13 protein-coding genes are annotated in these 17634 nt (G+C 62.1%); 2 read left to right on the top strand and 11 right to left on the bottom strand.

The features are described 5' to 3' along the window. Positions 1 to 36: 36 nt before the first annotated feature. The 8 genes from RCF49_RS19090 to RCF49_RS19055 form a co-directional block, all read right to left on the bottom strand. Positions 37 to 597: a DUF1801 domain-containing protein gene (locus tag RCF49_RS19090; RefSeq protein WP_342641373.1), complete on the bottom strand. Its 561-nt coding sequence runs from the start codon at positions 595 to 597 to the stop codon at positions 37 to 39. A 106-nt stretch (positions 598 to 703) separates the two neighbouring features. Continuing rightward, positions 704 to 1393, bottom strand: a complete 690-nt coding sequence (locus RCF49_RS19085) for a response regulator transcription factor (RefSeq protein ID WP_342641372.1) — start codon at positions 1391 to 1393, stop codon at positions 704 to 706. After that, a complete protein-coding gene (locus RCF49_RS19080; protein WP_342641371.1) occupies positions 1390 to 4092 on the bottom strand; it encodes a sensor histidine kinase KdpD in 2703 nt (900 codons plus the stop codon). Before RCF49_RS19080 ends, RCF49_RS19085 begins: the two co-directional genes overlap by 4 nt. Positions 4093 to 4143: 51 nt before the next feature. Beyond that, positions 4144 to 4749, bottom strand: coding sequence for a K(+)-transporting ATPase subunit C (locus RCF49_RS19075; RefSeq protein ID WP_342641370.1), 606 nt, complete (start codon positions 4747 to 4749; stop codon positions 4144 to 4146). 8 nt (positions 4750 to 4757) lie between these two features. Continuing rightward, entirely contained in the window at positions 4758 to 6815 is a 2058-nt protein-coding gene (gene kdpB / locus RCF49_RS19070; RefSeq protein WP_432807416.1) for a potassium-transporting ATPase subunit KdpB, read from the bottom strand. Positions 6816 to 6919: 104 nt separating this feature from the next. Beyond that, positions 6920 to 8632: a potassium-transporting ATPase subunit KdpA gene (gene kdpA / locus RCF49_RS19065; RefSeq protein ID WP_342641368.1), complete on the bottom strand. Its 1713-nt coding sequence runs from the start codon at positions 8630 to 8632 to the stop codon at positions 6920 to 6922. Positions 8633 to 8641: 9 nt separating this feature from the next. Further along, the gene (gene kdpF, locus RCF49_RS19060) at positions 8642 to 8731 is read right to left on the bottom strand and encodes a K(+)-transporting ATPase subunit F (RefSeq protein ID WP_342641367.1); all 90 of its coding nucleotides are present in this window, start codon (positions 8729 to 8731) and stop codon (positions 8642 to 8644) included. A 270-nt stretch (positions 8732 to 9001) separates the two neighbouring features. Further along, positions 9002 to 10060 carry a LacI family DNA-binding transcriptional regulator gene (locus RCF49_RS19055; RefSeq protein WP_342641366.1) on the bottom strand — a complete coding sequence of 353 codons (1059 nt, stop codon included), beginning with the start codon at positions 10058 to 10060 and terminating at the stop codon, positions 9002 to 9004. A 158-nt stretch (positions 10061 to 10218) separates the two neighbouring features. Between RCF49_RS19055 and RCF49_RS19050 the strand changes: the two genes are divergently transcribed. Beyond that, a complete protein-coding gene (locus RCF49_RS19050) occupies positions 10219 to 11391 on the top strand; it encodes an NADH:flavin oxidoreductase/NADH oxidase (RefSeq protein WP_342641365.1) in 1173 nt (390 codons plus the stop codon). Between the two features lie 92 nt (positions 11392 to 11483). After that, a complete protein-coding gene (locus tag RCF49_RS19045; protein ID WP_342641364.1) occupies positions 11484 to 12779 on the top strand; it encodes an MFS transporter in 1296 nt (431 codons plus the stop codon). An 88-nt stretch (positions 12780 to 12867) separates the two neighbouring features. Here RCF49_RS19045 and RCF49_RS19040 read toward each other — a convergent pair whose 3' ends face one another. From RCF49_RS19040 to RCF49_RS19030, 3 genes are all read right to left on the bottom strand, one after another. Continuing rightward, the gene (locus RCF49_RS19040) at positions 12868 to 13386 is read right to left on the bottom strand and encodes a hypothetical protein (RefSeq protein ID WP_342641363.1); all 519 of its coding nucleotides are present in this window, start codon (positions 13384 to 13386) and stop codon (positions 12868 to 12870) included. A gap of 444 nt (positions 13387 to 13830) precedes the next feature. Further along, positions 13831 to 15936, bottom strand: coding sequence for a 3-hydroxyacyl-CoA dehydrogenase NAD-binding domain-containing protein (locus RCF49_RS19035; RefSeq protein ID WP_342641362.1), 2106 nt, complete (start codon positions 15934 to 15936; stop codon positions 13831 to 13833). A gap of 58 nt (positions 15937 to 15994) precedes the next feature. Beyond that, positions 15995 to 17629 carry a class I adenylate-forming enzyme family protein gene (locus RCF49_RS19030; RefSeq protein WP_342641361.1) on the bottom strand — a complete coding sequence of 545 codons (1635 nt, stop codon included), beginning with the start codon at positions 17627 to 17629 and terminating at the stop codon, positions 15995 to 15997. Between the last annotated feature and the right edge of the window lie 5 nt (positions 17630 to 17634).

The following is a 17634-nucleotide window of genomic DNA, read 5'->3' as shown; positions in this document are numbered from 1 at the left end:
TTGTCCAAGCGTCTTCAGACGTCAAATCGATCCTGCTCACATGCGTTCGCCGGGCAGGCGGCTCGCCTGAGTCACCCAATCAGTAAACTGCGCCTCATCAAACCGGTCGTTCTCGTGGATATGTACGTAACGCACGTCCTTATGTTTGGACGCAACTGGTGGAACCGGATCAAGTGATGAGCCGCGAAAGAAGGCGACTTTCACATATTTCGCGAAGCAGTGCAGGCTGAGGAACCAGCCCTGACCCTCGTCTCCAGCTCCGTATAGGGGCGAATTCCATTTGACCGCCTTGCGCACACCGGGAACGGTGCGCTCGATGAGTGCATCGAGGCGGCGCCCGACATTGCTCTTCCAGCCCGGCATGGCCGCGATATAGGCCTGTACAGGGCCATCACCATAGCCCTTGGCGATCTGAGGATTGCCGCCCGAAAGGAGGGTCGGCGTTGCAGAGGCTGCGCCCTCATTGCTCTTCGTTGCGCCGTCCAGCGCAGGATCGTTGGCAACCGTCTTGCGCGGCTTGACCGCTTTCGCAGTGCCCTGCTGGGCCGTAGGCTGCTTGGCGGTCTTGGTCGCGGTCGTCGAGGTCTTGCCGGGCATTGCGTTCCTCCTCGGTAAAGCGCAGCACATTTGCCGCAATCATAGCGTCTCATTGCGAGAAGGACCAAGTGAGCTGCTCTTTTGCCGGCCGTCGCTCCCGGCCGCCTCAGTCAGGCTCGCGAAACCGGTATCCGACCCCGGTTTCGGTGCGGATATAGTCGGGCTGCTCAGGATTGCGCTCAAGCTTCTGCCGCAGCTGGCGGATATAGACCCGGAGATATTGCGGGTCGTGCGCGGCACCCCAGACTTTCTCAAGCAAGAAACGATGGGTGAGAACCTTGCCGGCGTGCTGAATGAGGACGCGCAGGAGATCATATTCTTTCGGCGAGAGCTTGATGGGCTCGTCGCTGATCCTCACGATGCGCCGCACGAGATCGACGGACAGCTCTCCGGTCTTGAAGAGCGCCTTTTCGCCCTGCTGGTGCAAGCGGTGGCGGAGCGCCACGCGGATTCGCGCGATCAGCTCGTTCATGCCAAATGGCTTGGTCACATAATCATCAGCACCGAGATCGAGGGCCTGCACGATCTGGGCCTCGTCCGTGCGGCTGGAGAGGACCACGATCGGGGTGATCACGCCCTCAGCGCGCCAGCGCTGCAACAGCTCCTGGCCGGAGATATCGGGCAGGCCGAGATCGAGAATGATCAGATCCGGCAAGAGCGCCTCGATTGCCTCAATGGCTGCGCGGCCGTCCGCCACCTCGTGAATGAGATAGCCCTGGGTGCCAAGGCCAACCCGCAGCAATTTGCGGATCGGCGGCTCGTCCTCAACAAGGAGGATTTTCACGGGTTGGTTCATTCGGGCTCGACGATCTGCGAGGGCTGCTTTGCCAGCGGCATCCGGATGGTGAAGACCGCGCCTGTCCCATCTGCCCGGTTCGCGGCCTCGATCTGGCCGCCCATGGCTTCTATGAAGCCACGGCAGATCGCAAGTCCAAGCCCGGTGCCCGCCCGAACCTGATCGCCCTTCTGGGCCCGGTAGAACTTGTCAAACACGAGGGCAACCTCATCGGGCGGCAAGCCTGGCCCCTCATCAAGGACCTGAAGGACGAGATCTTCAGGCTCGACCCAGCTCCGGATCATGATGGCGGTGCCGGCGGCTGCATATTTCGCGGCGTTATCCAGCAGATTAAACAGCACCTGCTCGAAAAGCACGGGATCGAGCTGGACCATCGGGAGGTCGGCGGGCAGATCAAGCTCCAGCCGATGCTGGCCCAGAATGCCGTTGGCCCGGTGCAGGGCAGACCCGATGATTTCCGAGAGATCATGAGGGCTGGAATTGGGCATGATGGCCCCGGACTCGAGCCTGGTCATATCCAGCAGATTGGCGATGAAGCGGTTGAGGCGGCCCGCCTCGTCCTCGATGGTGGAGAGCATCTCGGACTTGGTCTCGTCCGGCAGGACCGCGGCAAAATTGCGAAGGGTTCCGGCCGCGCCGAGAATGGAGGCAAGCGGCGTCTTCAGGTCATGGGAGATCGAGGTGAGAAGGGCTGAGCGCAGCCGCTCGGTCTCAGCGGCGAACTTGGCGCTTTCCAGGTTCTCCACCAGGTTCACCCGCTCGATCGCCAGTGCCGCCTGATCCGCGAGGGCGTCGAGCAGACGGCGCTGCTCGGGCGTCAGCAGTGGGCCATCCTTATCACGATCAATGCCTATCACGGCTACCGGCCCGCGGCCCGTGCGCATGGGAAGAAACAATCGCTGCGCCCCGGGCAAAGTATCGGCCCCTCGCCCGGCGGGATGATCGTTCTCAAAGGCCCATCGCGCCGCGGCGATATCGGCTTCATCGAGCCTGTCCTCAGGGGGATAGCCGGCCTTGACCTCAAGGGTGCCATGATCCGGAAGCAGGATAACCACCCTGACCTGTATCATGGAAGCGATCTGATATGCGGTTGCCCAGAGCAGGTCATCCAAGGTGCCGGCACCGGCGAGCTTCTTCGAGAACTGATAGAGATCCTCCGTCGTCTTGGCCCTTCGCCGGGCTGTGATGGCCTGAGCGCGGACGCGAGCGGTAAGATTGCTCGCAATCACGGCGACCACGAGAAAGAAAAAGAGAGCGACACCGTTTTCCGGATCGGAAATCGTGAAGTCGTAGAGCGGTGGAATGAAGAAGAAATTGAAGGCCAGCATGCTGGCGAGAGAGGCATAGAGCGCCGGCCATAGCCCTAAACGGATTGCCGCGACGAGCACAGCGGTGAGAAACACCAGAGCGATGTTCTGGAAGGCCAGCACCACTTGCAGCGTGAAGCCCACGAGCACCGCCAGAGCGATAAGACCGGTACTGCCGAGATAAGGCCAAAGCTCAAATTGCGCGGCATCTTTCGGAGACGTGCTAGAAGCCGTCGCCGCCGACTGATCCTGGCCCGCAATCACGTGGACGCTTATGGGTCCCGATCGCCGCACGAGATCATGCACGACCGAGCCATGCAGCAACTCGAACAGCCATGTGCGCGTCGATTTGCCGACGAGAACATGACTGACATTGTTTGTGCGCGCAAATGTCAGGATGTCATCGGCAATAGGACCGCTGCCGGGCATGGTGACCGCCTCGCCCCCCATATGCTCGGCAAGCCTCAGCATGTCAGCAATGCGATCGCGCTCCTGCTCGGTCAGCTGGTGGCTGCGCTGGCTCTCGACATAGAGGGCCGTCCATGGCGCCCGCAGCCGATCGGCGAGGCGCTTCGCGTAGCGGACCAGCCCGTCACAGCGCGGGTCTTCGCTGATGCAGACCAGCACCCGCTCACCCGCAGCCCAAGGGCCGGGAATCGCATGGGCCTGCATGTGCCTCAGCAATTGGTCGTCCACCCGCTGGGCGGTGCGCCGCAGCGCAAGCTCACGCAGAGCCGTGAGGTTGCCAGGCGAGAAGTAGTTCGCTACGGCCCGCCGCGCCGTCTGGGGCACATAGACCTTGCCGTCCTTCAGCCGCTGTATGAGATCGCCGGGGGTGATGTCGATGATCTCGATGTCGTCGGCGCGGTCGATAATTGCGTCGGGGACCGTCTCGCGCACGCGGATGCGCGTGATCTGCGCGACGATATCGTTGAGGCTCTCCACGTGCTGGATATTGACGGTCGTGTAGACGTCGATCCCTGCGGCGAGCAGGTCCTCCACATCCATATAGCGCTTGGGGTGGCGGCTTTCCGGGCCGTTGGTGTGAGCAAGCTCATCGACGAGCACAAGCTGTGGCCGCCGCGCCAGGATCGCGTCCAGGTCCATCTCATCGATCATCCGGCCCTTATATTCGATGGACCGGCGCGGAATGATCTCGAAGCCTCTGGTCAGCGCCTCCGTCTCCTTGCGGCCATGGGTCTCGACCACCCCGATGACCACATCCACGCCCTCACGGCGCTTCGCGCGGCCGGATAGAAGCATCTCATAGGTCTTGCCCACACCGGGTGCCGCCCCCAGAAAGATCTTGAGGCGGCCACGCGCCTCTTGCGTCGCCGCCTCGAGCAGGGCTTCCGGTGATGGTCTCAGCGCCTCTGGTCGTTCCTCGGACATCACGCGGGTTCGTTCACATGCGCTGATGCTTGCGGCTATGGACCAGAACCATCAGCGCTTGCTCATCTGGTCAAGAGCCATATTCAGGGCAAGGACGTTGACATGCGGTTCTCCCAGAACGCCCAATGCGCGAGCCTCAACATGGTCCTCGACCAGCCTACGGATCACCTCTTCCGGCAATGCGCGAGCCTTGGCTATGCGCGGCACTTGGAAGAGGGCCGCCTCGGGCGATATATCCGGATCAAGGCCGCTTCCGGAGGTCGTCACAAGGTCAACCGGGATGGGAGCAGCCGGATTTTCGTGCTTCAGCCGAGCGACATCCTCCCCGACCCGAGCAACGAGGATGCCATTGGTGGGTCCCAAGTTGGAGCCCATGGAGTTCGCGGCATTATAGGGCTGGGCGATCGTCTTCGAGGGGTCGTTCGGGTCGGCTCCGGTGGTTGCCGAGGGCCGGCCGTGAAAATAGCGATCCTCAGTAAATTGCTGCCCAATCAAGGCGGAGCCGATCACCTTTCCATCGCGCTCGATCAGGCTGCCATTCGCTTGCCAGGGCAGCAGCGCTTGGGCCATCCCGGTGATCCCCAAGGGATAGGCAAGGCCGGTGATGGCGGTGAGAACCAGCAGCACGATGATGGCCGGTCGAAGCTCTCTGAGCATGGTGCTCCTCACACAAGATGAAGATGGGCAATCAGAAGGTCGATGGCCTTGATGCCGATGAAGGGAACGATGATCCCGCCGAGCCCGTAGATCAGCAGATTGCGGCGGAGCAGCGCCGCGGCCCCGATGGGACGGAAGCGCACGCCTTTGAGCGCCAACGGGATCAGCGCGATGATAATCAAGGCATTGAAGATGATCGCCGAGAGAATGGCGCTCTGGGGACTTGCCAAGCCCATCACATTGAGCACTTGAAGCTGCGGGTAGATGGCCAAGAACATGGCCGGGATGATGGCGAAATATTTCGCCACATCATTAGCAATGGAGAAGGTGGTGAGCGAACCACGGGTCATGAGCAGGCCCTTGCCGATCTCCACGATCTCGATGAGCTTGGTGGGGTCGGAATCGAGATCCACCATGTTGCCCGCCTCGCGCGCGGCGACCGTGCCGGTGTTCATGGCAACGCCCACGTCGGCCTGGGCCAGTGCGGGGGCATCATTGGTGCCGTCGCCGCACATGGCGACGAGCTTGCCCTTGGCCTGTTCGTCGCGAATGAGCTTGAGCTTGGCCTCAGGGGTCGCCTGGGCCAGAAAGTCGTCAACGCCTGCTTCTGCCGCAATGGCGGCCGCGGTGAGGGGATTATCGCCGGTGATCATGACCGTGCGGATGCCCATGCGCCGCAGCTCGGCGAAGCGCTCACGAATGCCGCCTTTGACGATGTCCTTGAGATAGACGACGCCCAGCAGACGGCGGTCTCGAGCAACCGCAAGCGGCGTGCCGCCCGCCTTGGCGATCTCCTCAGCGATGATCTGCAGCTCGCGTATCGTTTCGGGAAACACCGCCAGCTCCTGTCCAGACCCCCTGCTGCTTGGCGCAGGGGGTGCGGATTGCCCATGGCCGAGAACGGCATCAATAGCGCCCTTTCGGATGCTGCTCCCGTCGACATCGACACCACTCATCCGGCTTTGGGCGGTGAATGGGATGAAGGTCGCGTTGAGCTTCGACATGTCCCGGCTGCGTATGCCGTATTTCTCCTTGGCCAGGACAACGATCGATCGGCCCTCCGGGGTCTCGTCCGCCAATGAGGCAAGCTGGGCCGCATCCGCCAGTTCCTCGGCGCTCACACCGCGCACCGGGCGGAATTCGGCTGCCTGACGATTGCCGAGGGTGATGGTGCCGGTCTTGTCCAGCAGCAATGTATCGATATCGCCGGCCGCCTCAACCGCCCGTCCCGACATAGCGAGCACGTTGAAGCGGACCAAGCGGTCCATGCCGGCAATACCAATCGCGGACAGCAGAGCTCCGATGGTCGTCGGAATGAGGGTCACGAACAGGGCCACAAGGACGATGATCGAGACCGACCCACCGGCATAGGCAGCAAAGCTTGGGATCGTGGCCGTGGCGAAGACGAAGATGATGGTCATCCCGGCAAGCAGAATGTTGAGCGCGATCTCATTGGGCGTCTTCTGCCGGGCCGCGCCTTCGACGAGGGCAATCATCTTGTCGAGGAAGGTCGAGCCGGCAGCGGCGGTGATGCGCACCTTGATCCAGTCAGAAAGGACCTCGGTGCCGCCGGTCACGGCCGAGCGGTCACCGCCGGATTCCCGAATGACCGGGGCCGACTCGCCGGTGATGGCCGCCTCATTGACGGAGGCCACGCCTTCGATCACCTCGCCATCGGAGGGAATGATGTCGCCGGCTTCGACGAGCACGATATCGCCAACCTTCAGGCTTGTGCCGGGAACGAGCTCATAGTCCCGTCCGCCAGGCGTGGCGAGCCGCTTCGCTTGGGTGTCGGTGCGGGTGCGGCGGAGTGAATCGGCTTGCGCCTTGCCACGCCCTTCGGCAACCGCCTCGGCAAAATTGGCAAAGAGCAGCGTGAACCAGAGCCAGAGCACGATCTGGAGGGAGAAGCCGAGATCGGCTCCGCCGAGGGCGACGTCGCGCAGGAACAGAATAGTGGTCAGTGCGGCCACCACCTCGACCACGAACATCACTGGGTTCTTCACGAGGGCGCGCGGATCAAGCTTGCGAAAGGCCGCGAGTACGGCTGGTCCCAGGATCGCCATATCCAGGAAAACGCTCCGGCGGTGGCGCTCCGGTGATGGCGCGCGGCTCTCATGGCGGGCGTCCTCGCGCCGGCCGAGCGGCGCACGGCTCAGTATGCTCATGATCAGTCTCCAGACGGGAAGCTTTGGCCGGCGGTCATGGCCAGGTGCTCGACAATGGGGCCGAGCGAGAGCGCGGGGAAGAAGGTGAGACCGCCGAGGATGAGGATCACGCCCACCAGCAGGCCGATGAAGAGGCCGCCGGTCGTGGGAAATGTGCCGGCGGATGCCGGTACCGATTTCTTCGCGACAAGCGAGCCGGCGATCGCCATGACCGGCATGATCATCAGGAAGCGGCCGACCAGCATCGAGATGCCCAAGGTCAGGTTGTAGAAGAGGGTATTGCCGGTGAGGCCGCCAAAGGCAGAACCGTTATTGGCCGTCGCGGATGTGAAGGCATAGAGGATCTCGGAAAAGCCGTGCGGTCCGGGATTGGCGATGGAGGCCACGGCCGATGGCAGCACGGTCGCGACCGCCGTCCAGCCGAGATACATGAGCGGCAGGACGAGGATCGCGAGCATGGCCATCTTCACCTCCCGCGCTTCGATCTTCTTGCCCACATATTCGGGAGTGCGGCCGACCATGAGACCGGCCACAAAGATGGCGATGATCACGAAGATGAGCATGCCATAGAGGCCGGCGCCCACACCGCCGACGATGATCTCGCCCAATTGCATGTTGATGAGGGGGATCATGCCGCCAAGGGCGGTGAATGAGTCATGCATCGCATTCACGGCACCGCAGGAGGCAGCGGTGGTCACGACCGCGAAGAGAACCGAGGCCGCTACGCCGAAGCGGACTTCCTTGCCTTCCATATTGCCGCCGCCGAGGCCAAGCGCATGAAATGCCTCGGTGCCCGACGCCTCCGCCCAATAGCAGACCGCAACGCCGGCGAAGAACAAGACGGCCATGGCGGCGAGCAGCGCCCAGCCCTGGCGCTCATCGCCCACCATGCGGCCGAACACGTTGGTCAGGGCCGCACCGATCGCGAAGATCGAGACCATCTGCACGAGATTGGTGAGTGCTGTCGGGTTCTCGAAGGGGTGTGCGCTGTTGGCATTGAAGAAGCCGCCACCATTGGTGCCGAGCATCTTAATCGCCACTTGCGAGGCGGTCGGGCCAAAGGCAATCGTCTGCCGCGCGCCTTCGAGTGTCGTCGCATCGATATAGGGCAAAAGGGTCTGGGGCACGCCCTGCCAGACGAGGAACAGGGCATACAGGATGCAGATGGGCAGGAGCACATAGAGCGTGCCGCGCGTGACATCCACCCAGAAATTCCCGACCGTCTGGACCGATGCGCGCGAAAAGCCACGGATCAAGGCCATGGCGAGGGCTATTCCCGTGGCGGCGGACAGAAAATTCTGAACGGTAAGCCCCATCTGGGACAGGTATGACAGGGTGCTCTCGCCGCCATAGTTCTGCCAGTTGGTGTTGGTGAGAAAGCTCACCGCCGTGTTGAAGGCAAGATCCGGGGCGAGGCCGACCATCCCCTGCGGATTGAGCGGAAGCAGGTGCTGCAGGCGCAGCAAGCCGTACAGAAGAATGAAGCCGCCGATATGGAACAGCAGCATGGCGAGCGCATAGGTGAGCCAGTGCTGCTCGCGGCGCTCGTCAACGCCTGCCAGCCAATAGACGCCGCGTTCGAGAGGGCGCAGAACGGGCCCAAGGAATGTTCGCTCACCACTGAACAGGCTGGTCATGTAGCCGCCGAGCGGCTTCGCCAGGGCGAGGACGATAAGCGCGAAAACCGCGATCTGAGTTGCGCCATTGAGGGTCATGGCCACACCTCAGAACCATTCGGGTCGCACAAGGGCGACGGCGAGATAGACCAAAAGCCCGGCCGTCACGAGACCACCGAGCACGAAATCGAACAGCATGGATTGCTCCTCAGAGCCGCTCACAAAGGAAGCCGTAGCCGATCGCCAGGGCAAAGAAGCCCAGGCCGAGGCCGAGCATAAGCAAGTCGAGCATGAGAGAATGCCTCGTTTCCGGACCGATCGAGCCTAAGCATCGGGTCCGTGACACGCGTTCAAACGCAGCTCAATCTGACAAGGCAGGCATAAAAATTCGAGATGGCTCCATGCGGAGGGGCATAAAGATCTCATAGGAAGATATCGTTAGCGGGGCATGATGAGGTGCGTTGGCTTTTACACTCGAGCTCCAGCCGGTGCGGTCGTGCCGCGCAGGATCAGATCCACCTCGACATTGACATGGTGAGGGGTCGGATGGTTCTCGATGAGACCTATTACGGTCTCGGCTGACAGCCGGCCTATCTGCTCGGCGGGAATCCTCAAAGTGGTCAAGGGTGGGACCAGATGGGCCGCCAATGGGAGATCGTCATAGCCGGCGATCGAGACATCCTGCGGCACCCGGATACCAAGCCTCAGGCATTCCAGCAGCGCGCCAGTCGCCAGGACGTCATTGCCACAGAGAATGGCCGTCGGGGGTTGCTCTCCGGCCAGCAAGTGCCGGAGGGCATTGGCGCTTTCGGCAAGATCATAGCGGCATTGAACAATGCAGTCCTCGGGAATATCGAGATCGCGCGACTTCAAAGCGGCTACGAAACCGTCCACACGATCCGCCGCCCGATCATTGTCGGCGCGGATACCACTAATGATCCCGAAGTTCCGGTGTCCAATATCCACCAGGTAATTGGCGATGCGCATTCCACCGGCTCTGTTGCTCCAGCCGACCGTAGGCCACTCGCCGTCGGGTTCGTACACGCACATCAGCAGCAGCGGAATGCGCTTGCGGCGGATCAGATCGTAGACGGCCGGGTCATGGATCTTGCCGACAAGGATGATCGCGTCCACACCCCGCTCGATCAGTGCACGGACACTCTCGAGCTCGCGCAATAGCGAATATTCGTGAGCGGCAATCGAGAGAACGAAGCCACGACGCTCGAAGGCCTGCTGCATGGCGCTAATCATCTTGGAATAGATCGCACCATCGATCGTCGGCATCACTGCCGCCACCATGCGTGTGGCGCGGCTCGCCAGAGCGCGGGCAGAGCCGTTCGGTATGTATTCGAGCAGTCGTATGGTCGAGTGGACCCGCTGCACGACATCCGGACTGACGAGCTCGGGGCGGTTCAGCACCCGCGAAACGGTCGCGACCGATACGTCCGCGTGACGGGCGACGTCACGAATCGTGGGGGCCCTGCTCAGCTTCTCCAAGGCCGGTTGCGGACGCCGGGTCGAGCGCACTTCATCGCCTCACATGCTGGATCGAACACAAGCAGAATAGGGAAACCGGCTTCAGAAAAACAGCATCATCATTGTAGAGATGGCATTGTAGAGCCGCCTTGACTCTGAAACCGTTTTCATAAACGCTCATAGACGTGGGTTTCAGGGGTTCTCTCAGGATGACACAATTCAAATCCCATCTTTTCTCGCCGCTGCAGTTGCGCGAGGTAAAAATTCCCAACCGAATCGTGGCCTCGCCGATGTGCCTCTATTCGGCCGTCGACGGCTTCGCGAATGATTGGCATTTCGTGCATTACGGCAAGCTCGCCACCGGCGGTGCGGGGCTCGTGTTCGTGGAAGCAACAGGGGTCGAGGCAGACGGGCGCATCACTCACGGTTGTACCGGGCTGTGGAAGGACGAGCAGATGGAGCCTCTGGCCCGTATTGCCGACTTCATCCGGAGCGAAGGTGCCGTTCCTGGAATTCAGCTCGGGCATGCGGGTCGCAAGGCCAGCAGCCAGCGGCCCTGGCAAGGCGGCGAAGCACTCGGTGACGAGGAAGCAGCGCGCGGCGAAGGTCCCTGGCGGATGGTCGCCCCATCGGCGCTCGCGGCCAATCCGAAGCGGGCCGTGCCGGTGGCGCTCGATCGTGACGAGATGAAACGCATCGTCGCGTCCTGGGCCAGTGCAACCCGGCGCGCGCGCGAGTGCGGCTTCGATGTGGTCGAGATCCACGGCGCCCATGGCTATCTCATCCACTCCTTTCTGTCGGCGGTGAGCAATCGGCGCACGGATGAGTATGGCGGCAGTCTCGAGAACAGGATGCGGTATCCGCTCGAGATCGCGGAAGCGGTGCGGCGCGAATGGCCCGGCGATAAACCTGCATTCTTCCGGATTTCGGCTATTGACGGCTTACCGGAAAGCTGGACCATGGACGATACGCTCGTCTTCACTGAGCGGCTGCGGGAAATGGGTTACGATGTAATCGACTGTTCCTCAGGTGGCATCGATGCAGAGCGGTCACGCAGCGTGGCCACGGCGCTTACCCGTCGGCCCGGTTTCCAGGTCCCGTTCGCCGAGGAGGTTCGCAAGAAGGTTGGGATCAAGACCGCAGCGGTGGGGCTGATCGTCAATCCAAAACATGCGGAAGCGATCCTGCGTGATGAGCAGGCCGACCTGATTTGTCTCGGGCGCGAGTTGCTGTTCAACCCGCAATGGCCGCTGCATGCGCTCCTCGAACTCGAAGGCGTCGACGGCTATGACCTCTGGCCGCCGCAATATGAATGGAGCCTGCGCAAACGCGCGCTGTGGGCCGCCAAGTACCGCGAAACAGAAGTGCAAGCCGCCGAATAGACGGCGGACAGGCCGGGCATTTCGGCCTCTGATCACGAATGAAGACGGACGCACGAATGGGAAGGTGAACGCTCAATCCAGGGAGAGGTAAGGTGTCGACTGACGCAATCTACAAGGCAGACGTGGACAGCACGACCATCACAACGGCGGAATCGAGAAAGGCAATTGCCGCAGGTGTCTGGGGTACCGTCGTCGAATGGTACGACTATGCGGTCTATGGATTTCTCGCGACCATTATTGCGCAGCATTTCTTCCCCTCCGCCGATGATACGACCGCCCTCCTCTCAGCTTTCGCGGCGTTTGGCCTCGGCTTCGTTGCCCGGCCGCTGGGTGGCATCGCCATCGGCTGGCTTGGGGATGCCCGCGGCCGCAAGACGGCGCTCGTCCTCACCCTGTTCCTGATGGCGGTGTCGACGGTCGGTATCGGCCTCCTCCCAACCTATGCCTCCATCGGCGTCGCCGCGCCGGTGTTGCTGGTGGTGTGCCGATTGGTGCAGGGCTTCTCCGCTGGCGGCGAATGGGGTGGCTCGACCGCGTTCATCGTCGAATGGGCGCCATCAAACCGGCGGGGCTTGTTTGGGAGCTTGCAGCAGGCAAGCGTCGCCGGCGGCCTGCTGATCGGTTCCGGGGTGGCTGCCATCGTGGCATCGATCCTCATGCCGGAGCAGATGAGCGATTGGGGCTGGCGCATTCCCTTCCTTCTGGGCGGCATCCTGCTTCCATTGGGCATGTATATCCGGCGGAATGTGGAGGACACGCCCGCCTTTCGCGCGGTTCAGGAGCAGAATGAAAAGCCGCGGGAGATGCCTTGGCGGGCGGCGGGACAGGCTTTCGGCTTCACCATCCTCTGGACCGTGAGCTTCTATATCATGCTGAGCTATATGCCGACATTCACGCAGAAATATGCGGGGCTCAGCCGGACGGAAGCCTTGTGGTCGAACACGATCGGCCTCGTGGCGGTCGTCATCGCCATTCCGCTCATGGGACGCATTTCGGATCGCGTGGGCCGCAAACCGCTCATCCTGGCGTCGGTGGTCAGCTTCCTGGTGCTCAGCTATCCCCTGTTCAGTCTGATGCTGGCCTATGGCAATTTCGCCGCTGCCGTCGTGGTGCAGATCATCTTCGGGTTGATGCTCGCAAGCTTCTCAGGGCCGGGCCCCGCAGCGATTGCGGAGATTTTCCCCACGAATGGGCGGTCGACGTGGATGTCCACCGCCTATAGTCTCTCGGTTGCGATCTTCGGCGGCTTTGCACCTTATATCGCGACTTGGCTGATCAGCGCGACGGGCTCGCCGCTGGCACCTACCTTCTATTTGATGATTGCTGCGGCAATCTCGACATTGGTGGTGCTGACGCTCAGAGAAACGGCCCATTCAAAGCTCATGTGAGCGAAGCGGGGTCCGGCGGCGACGATCCAGCACTCATCGGGTCGTGTTCTGCGCTTGCGACAGGGCACCGATCCGATGATCGGCTGGCTTAGAATCCATAGATCATGACGCCGATCGCGAAGGCGGCAACGCCGGCGATGCTGGCAAGCGTCGGGATGGCGAGCAGAACGGCAGGCGCTCCCGCGGTATCTGGATGCCTGGAGATCATCAGGGTCGCTGCGATGGCAAGGACCGGCAGTGCCAGGACATAAATAACAGTGAAGAGCGAGCCTGGGTCGGACAGCGCGAGATCGTCGAGCCGGACGGAGGGCAAGATGTTCATCCATTCGATCACCAGCACCAGTGCCAGCGCGACGACAGCATGATAGACCCAGCCGGTGCTGATAAAGATCAGCGCCGCTGCAGCGAAGAGCGGATGCAAGGCCAGGCTGATTTTGATGAGCAAACCGCCCAAGCCTGGGCCTGGTATGTCCGGAATGTCCGCGAAGAGAATGGTCGAATTCGACAGCCCGCTCATGGTTTCGATCGCCGCGGTCACCAGCAACAGCAGTCTCGGCCAAGACGGCTGCGTGGTGGAGGGCAGCCCTGTCTGTGTCTGCGGACTCATGCAACCTCCGCATGGAGCATCCGATCAGCCGCTGACGGGCCATCGGCCGCACGCATAGTGCCCGAAGCGCGCGGAGAGCACCAGCAAAGCGATGGGGGGACTCTCATCGGCAGGCAGGGTCGCTTCGTTTGGCCGGTTTTGATCCAGGAATGGCTGTAGCGCCACCATGTGTCGCCCCTCACGCAGGGGCGTGGATCGAAACTGGCAGACAAAGCGGAACATGCCGGCAAGTATCTGTCGCCCCAGCAAGGGGCGTAGGTTGAGAAAGAAGCAGGTGTGAAAGAACAGGGCCGTACGCGCCCGCGATCAACAGGAGTGCTACGGCGAAGGAGGTTGCTGACCGGGGACATTACATGAGAGCAGTCCTGCCCCAGATGCAAATGCTCCGAATTTGGGCGTGTCGGGAGCAGCTCTTTTGCAGAGCCGCATCACGTCTGGGTGGCGTCAGCTTGGGCTGCTCCCATCTCCAAGATCGGCAAAGCGGCCGTTGGTGCGGGCGAGTTCCTTCAAGAGCGGGGCCGGCTCCCAGCCTGCGCCGAAGCGCGCATGGACCTCTTCCATATCCGCGAGGATCTGCGGCAAGCCAATGGCATCGGCTTCGAACATCGGCCCGCCTCGCCAGGCTGGAAAGCCGTAGCCATGGATGAGCACCAGGTCGATGTCCAATGGCCTCGCAACGATCCCTTCGGCAAGGATCTTCGCGCCTTCGTTCACCATGACGGCCCGGATGCGCCGCTGCAGCAATTCCCCGTCGAATAGGGTGTCGGACATACCGGTGTGCGGCCAGAACGAGCGGATGATGGCGTGGACTTCCGGATCCGACCGCCTTGCGCCGTTTTCATAGCGATAGAAGCCGGCGCCCGTCTTCTGGCCGAGCCGGCCAAGCTCAACCAGCTTGTCGGGTATTGCTCCGCTATATCGCGCCTCGGGGTTGCGGGTGCCTGCCAGCCTGCGACGCCGGCTCGCTGCGATATCAAGGCCGGCGAGATCGGCAACGGCAAAGGGGCCCATGGCCAGACCGTAAGCTTCCAGCGCTGCATCGACCTCTTCCGGCAAGGCGCCGTCTTCCAATGCGAACTCGGCGATCTGACGCCACTGGGCCAGAATGCGATTGCCAACGAAGCCCTCGCAAACGCCGCAGAGGACCGGCAGCTTGCCGAGGCGGCGGGCGAGCGCAAACCCTGTCGCCACCGCATCCTTATCGGCCGAAGCCGGCCCGACCACTTCGACCAGGCGCATGATATTGGCGGGAGAGAAGAAATGGAGACCGATGACGTCGGCCTCCCTGCCCGCTGCCGCCCGCGCGATCTCATTGATGTCGAGATAGGACGTGTTGGTGGCCAGCACCGTGCCTTTCGGGGTTACGTCGGCGAGGCGCGCGAAGATCTCCTTCTTGACGGCCATGTCTTCGAAGGCTGCTTCGATGACCAGATCCATGGCCTGCAGCTGATGAAAATCATCGGTCACGGTCAGCCGCTTAAGCCGCTCATCCCGGCCGGCCTCGCTGAGGCGGCCCGAGCGGAGCGCCCGTGCCATCAAACCGTCGATGCGCTCCCTGCCCCGCGCCGCCGCGTCGGCATCGTTCTCGACCACGGTCACCATCAACCCGCCGTCGAGCAGCGCCATGGCTATGCCTGCGCCCATGGTTCCGGCGCCGATCACGCCCACACGGGAGAGAGACCGAGGCGTTGCGGATGCAAGCTGGGGCGCACGCTGAACCTCACGCTCGGCGAAAAAGGCATGGCGCAAGGCACGGGATTGGTCGCTTCTCACCAGCTCCTGAAACAGCAAGCGCTCGGCCATCAAGCCGCCGCGGAAGGGGGCTGTGGCGGATGAGCGAACCGCCTCGATGGCGATGCGCGGTGAGAGCTGCCCGCGGGCACGGCCGATGATGCGCATTGCCGCTTGATCAAAGGCCGCCTGGTCACAGGCCGGGATGGAAAGCTCGCCCGTCCGCCGCAGGGGCTTGCCGACCAGGGATCGCGCGTAATCGATCGCCTCCCGCTCAAGGTCGGCCGCAACCACATGATCCACGAGGCCGAGCTCTTTGGCTTCCGCAGCGCCCACATGGCGGCCGCTGGTCACGAGATCGAGCGCTGCCATGAGACCGATCAGACGCGGCGTGCGCTGGGTGCCGCCAGCGCCAGGAATAAGGCCGAGCTTCACTTCCGGCAGGCCAACCTTGGCGGTTGCCTCGATCACCCGTGCATGGCAGGCAAGCGCGAGCTCCATGCCACCGCCCAAGGCGGTTCCATGGATCGCGGCAACAATGGGCTTATCCGCCTGCTCGATCAGATCGAGCACCTTGCCGAGATGCGGCGGCTGTGAGGGCTTGCCGAATTCGCGAATGTCCGCGCCCGCAAAGAAGGTTCGCCCCGCGCACGTGATCACCACGGAGGACACCGCCGGATCTGCCAGGGCGGATCTCAAGGCCGCCATCAGCCCGGCCCGGACCGCGTGCCCGAGCGCATTGACTGGCGGATTGTTGGCGGTGATGACGGCGCAGCCCTGCTCCAACCGGGTGGCAATCGGCGATGTGCTCAAGGTCATGTCTCCGTAGGAAGAAGGTCGTGCCCTATTGTGCATGGGATCCAGCGCGAGAGAAGGCCTAGAGCCACCGTCCCTCTACTCTGTCCCAGCTTCCTTGGCGTAGATCGGTTTTTTCTGCTTTCAGCAGATGCTTTGCGACTTTATCTGAGGGCGTCTTCGGCAGCTCGCTTCGAAACTCGACATAGCGCGGCACCTTGAAACTGGCGAGCTGCTGTGCGCAATGGGCAATCACCCTCTCCGGGGTGAGATCGTCCGCATTGCGCCCGGAGCGAGGGACAACATAGATCTTGACCTCCTCGCCCCGTGTGTCGTCCGGAACCGGGATGGCTGCCGCCTCGGCCACCTCCGGCATCACAGACACCACTGCCTCCACCTCGCGCGCGGCGATGTTCTCGCCCGCGCGGCGGATCATGTCCTTCACCCGCCCGACGATGTAATAGAAGCCGTTCTCGTCCCTAGTGAAGAGGTCGCCGGTCCGGAACCACTCTCCGAAAAAGGCCTCCGACGTCGCGTCCGGTTTTCGGTAGTAGCCCTGCAGAATTCCTCGGCCGCGAACCACCAGCTCGCCCGTGTCACCCTCGGGTACATCATTGCCGTTGCCATCGACGATGCGGCATTCCCGAAAGGGTGAAGGAATGCCACAGGTGCCAGACCCGACCATGTCGGTTGCTTCAATCGGAACGAAGAGGCAGGAGCCGATCTCCGTCATGCCGAAAGCCTCACGCGCGACGACGTCAAATCGCGCTTCGAGTGCTGCCTGGTCAGCGCTTGGAAAGCCGTAGATACTAACCTTGATCAGATCGTTGTCGCGATCCAGGGGCGACTCGGGTTGCTTAAGAATGACGTTCGGCATCAGGCAGAAGTTGATCCGATACTGCCGCACCCAATCCATGAACCGGCTGGCACTCTGTCGTGGCGCCAGAAAAAGGGTCCCGCGCTGATGGAAGGCCATCAGCATGAGCCATTGCGGATCCATGTAAAAGAACGGGGTGGAGGCCATCACGTTGGGCATGCACCGACCGTCGCGTGCGGCATTCACCTTGCTCACGATGAGCCAATAATCATGCGAAAGCATACAGCCTTTGGGAAAACCCGTGGTGCCCGAGGTATATTGGATATTGAGGAGATCATTTGGCCCGACCGGCTCTTCGGCGGTAAATTGCTCCCCAAATTCGGTAAGATGGTCCCATTTTCCATAACCCTCCTGGCTGGCGCCGCAGACGATCACGTTGTTCCGGGGCAGTCGCGGCAATGTGTTGGCCACCTCTTCGAAAAGCGGGAGCAAGTCGGCCAGGATAATCAAATAATCAGCCTCGCTATCATCCAGCACGTAATGCAATTCGCGACTGGTGTAACGAATGTTGATCGGCACCATGACCGCTCCAACCTTGGCAATAGCAAGCCAAGCGATCGGGAATTCCTTGATGTTGGGGAGCATCACACCGATGTGGGCGCCCTTGCGAACCCCGAGATGCCTCAACCCGTTTGCCACCTGATTGACCCGGGCACGCAGCTCCGCATAGGTCAGAGCCTCCCCGCTCTCAATTAGATGGAGCGCGACGCTGTCGGGCACCTCTTCGACCAGATTATCTAGAAAGGCCCCGAGATTTGGCGGCAGAGCGGTCTTCTCAATTTCGAGGCGGCGCTGGGTAACGGGTGCCACAGTTTGGCTGAGGACGGCTTGCTTGGACATCGGAT

Origin of the sequence: Rhodoligotrophos sp. CJ14 (genome assembly GCF_038811545.1) — a bacterium.
Taxonomy (GTDB): Bacteria; Pseudomonadota; Alphaproteobacteria; order Rhizobiales; family Im1; genus Rhodoligotrophos; species Rhodoligotrophos ferricapiens.
This window is presented reverse-complemented; position numbering and strand designations above follow the sequence as displayed.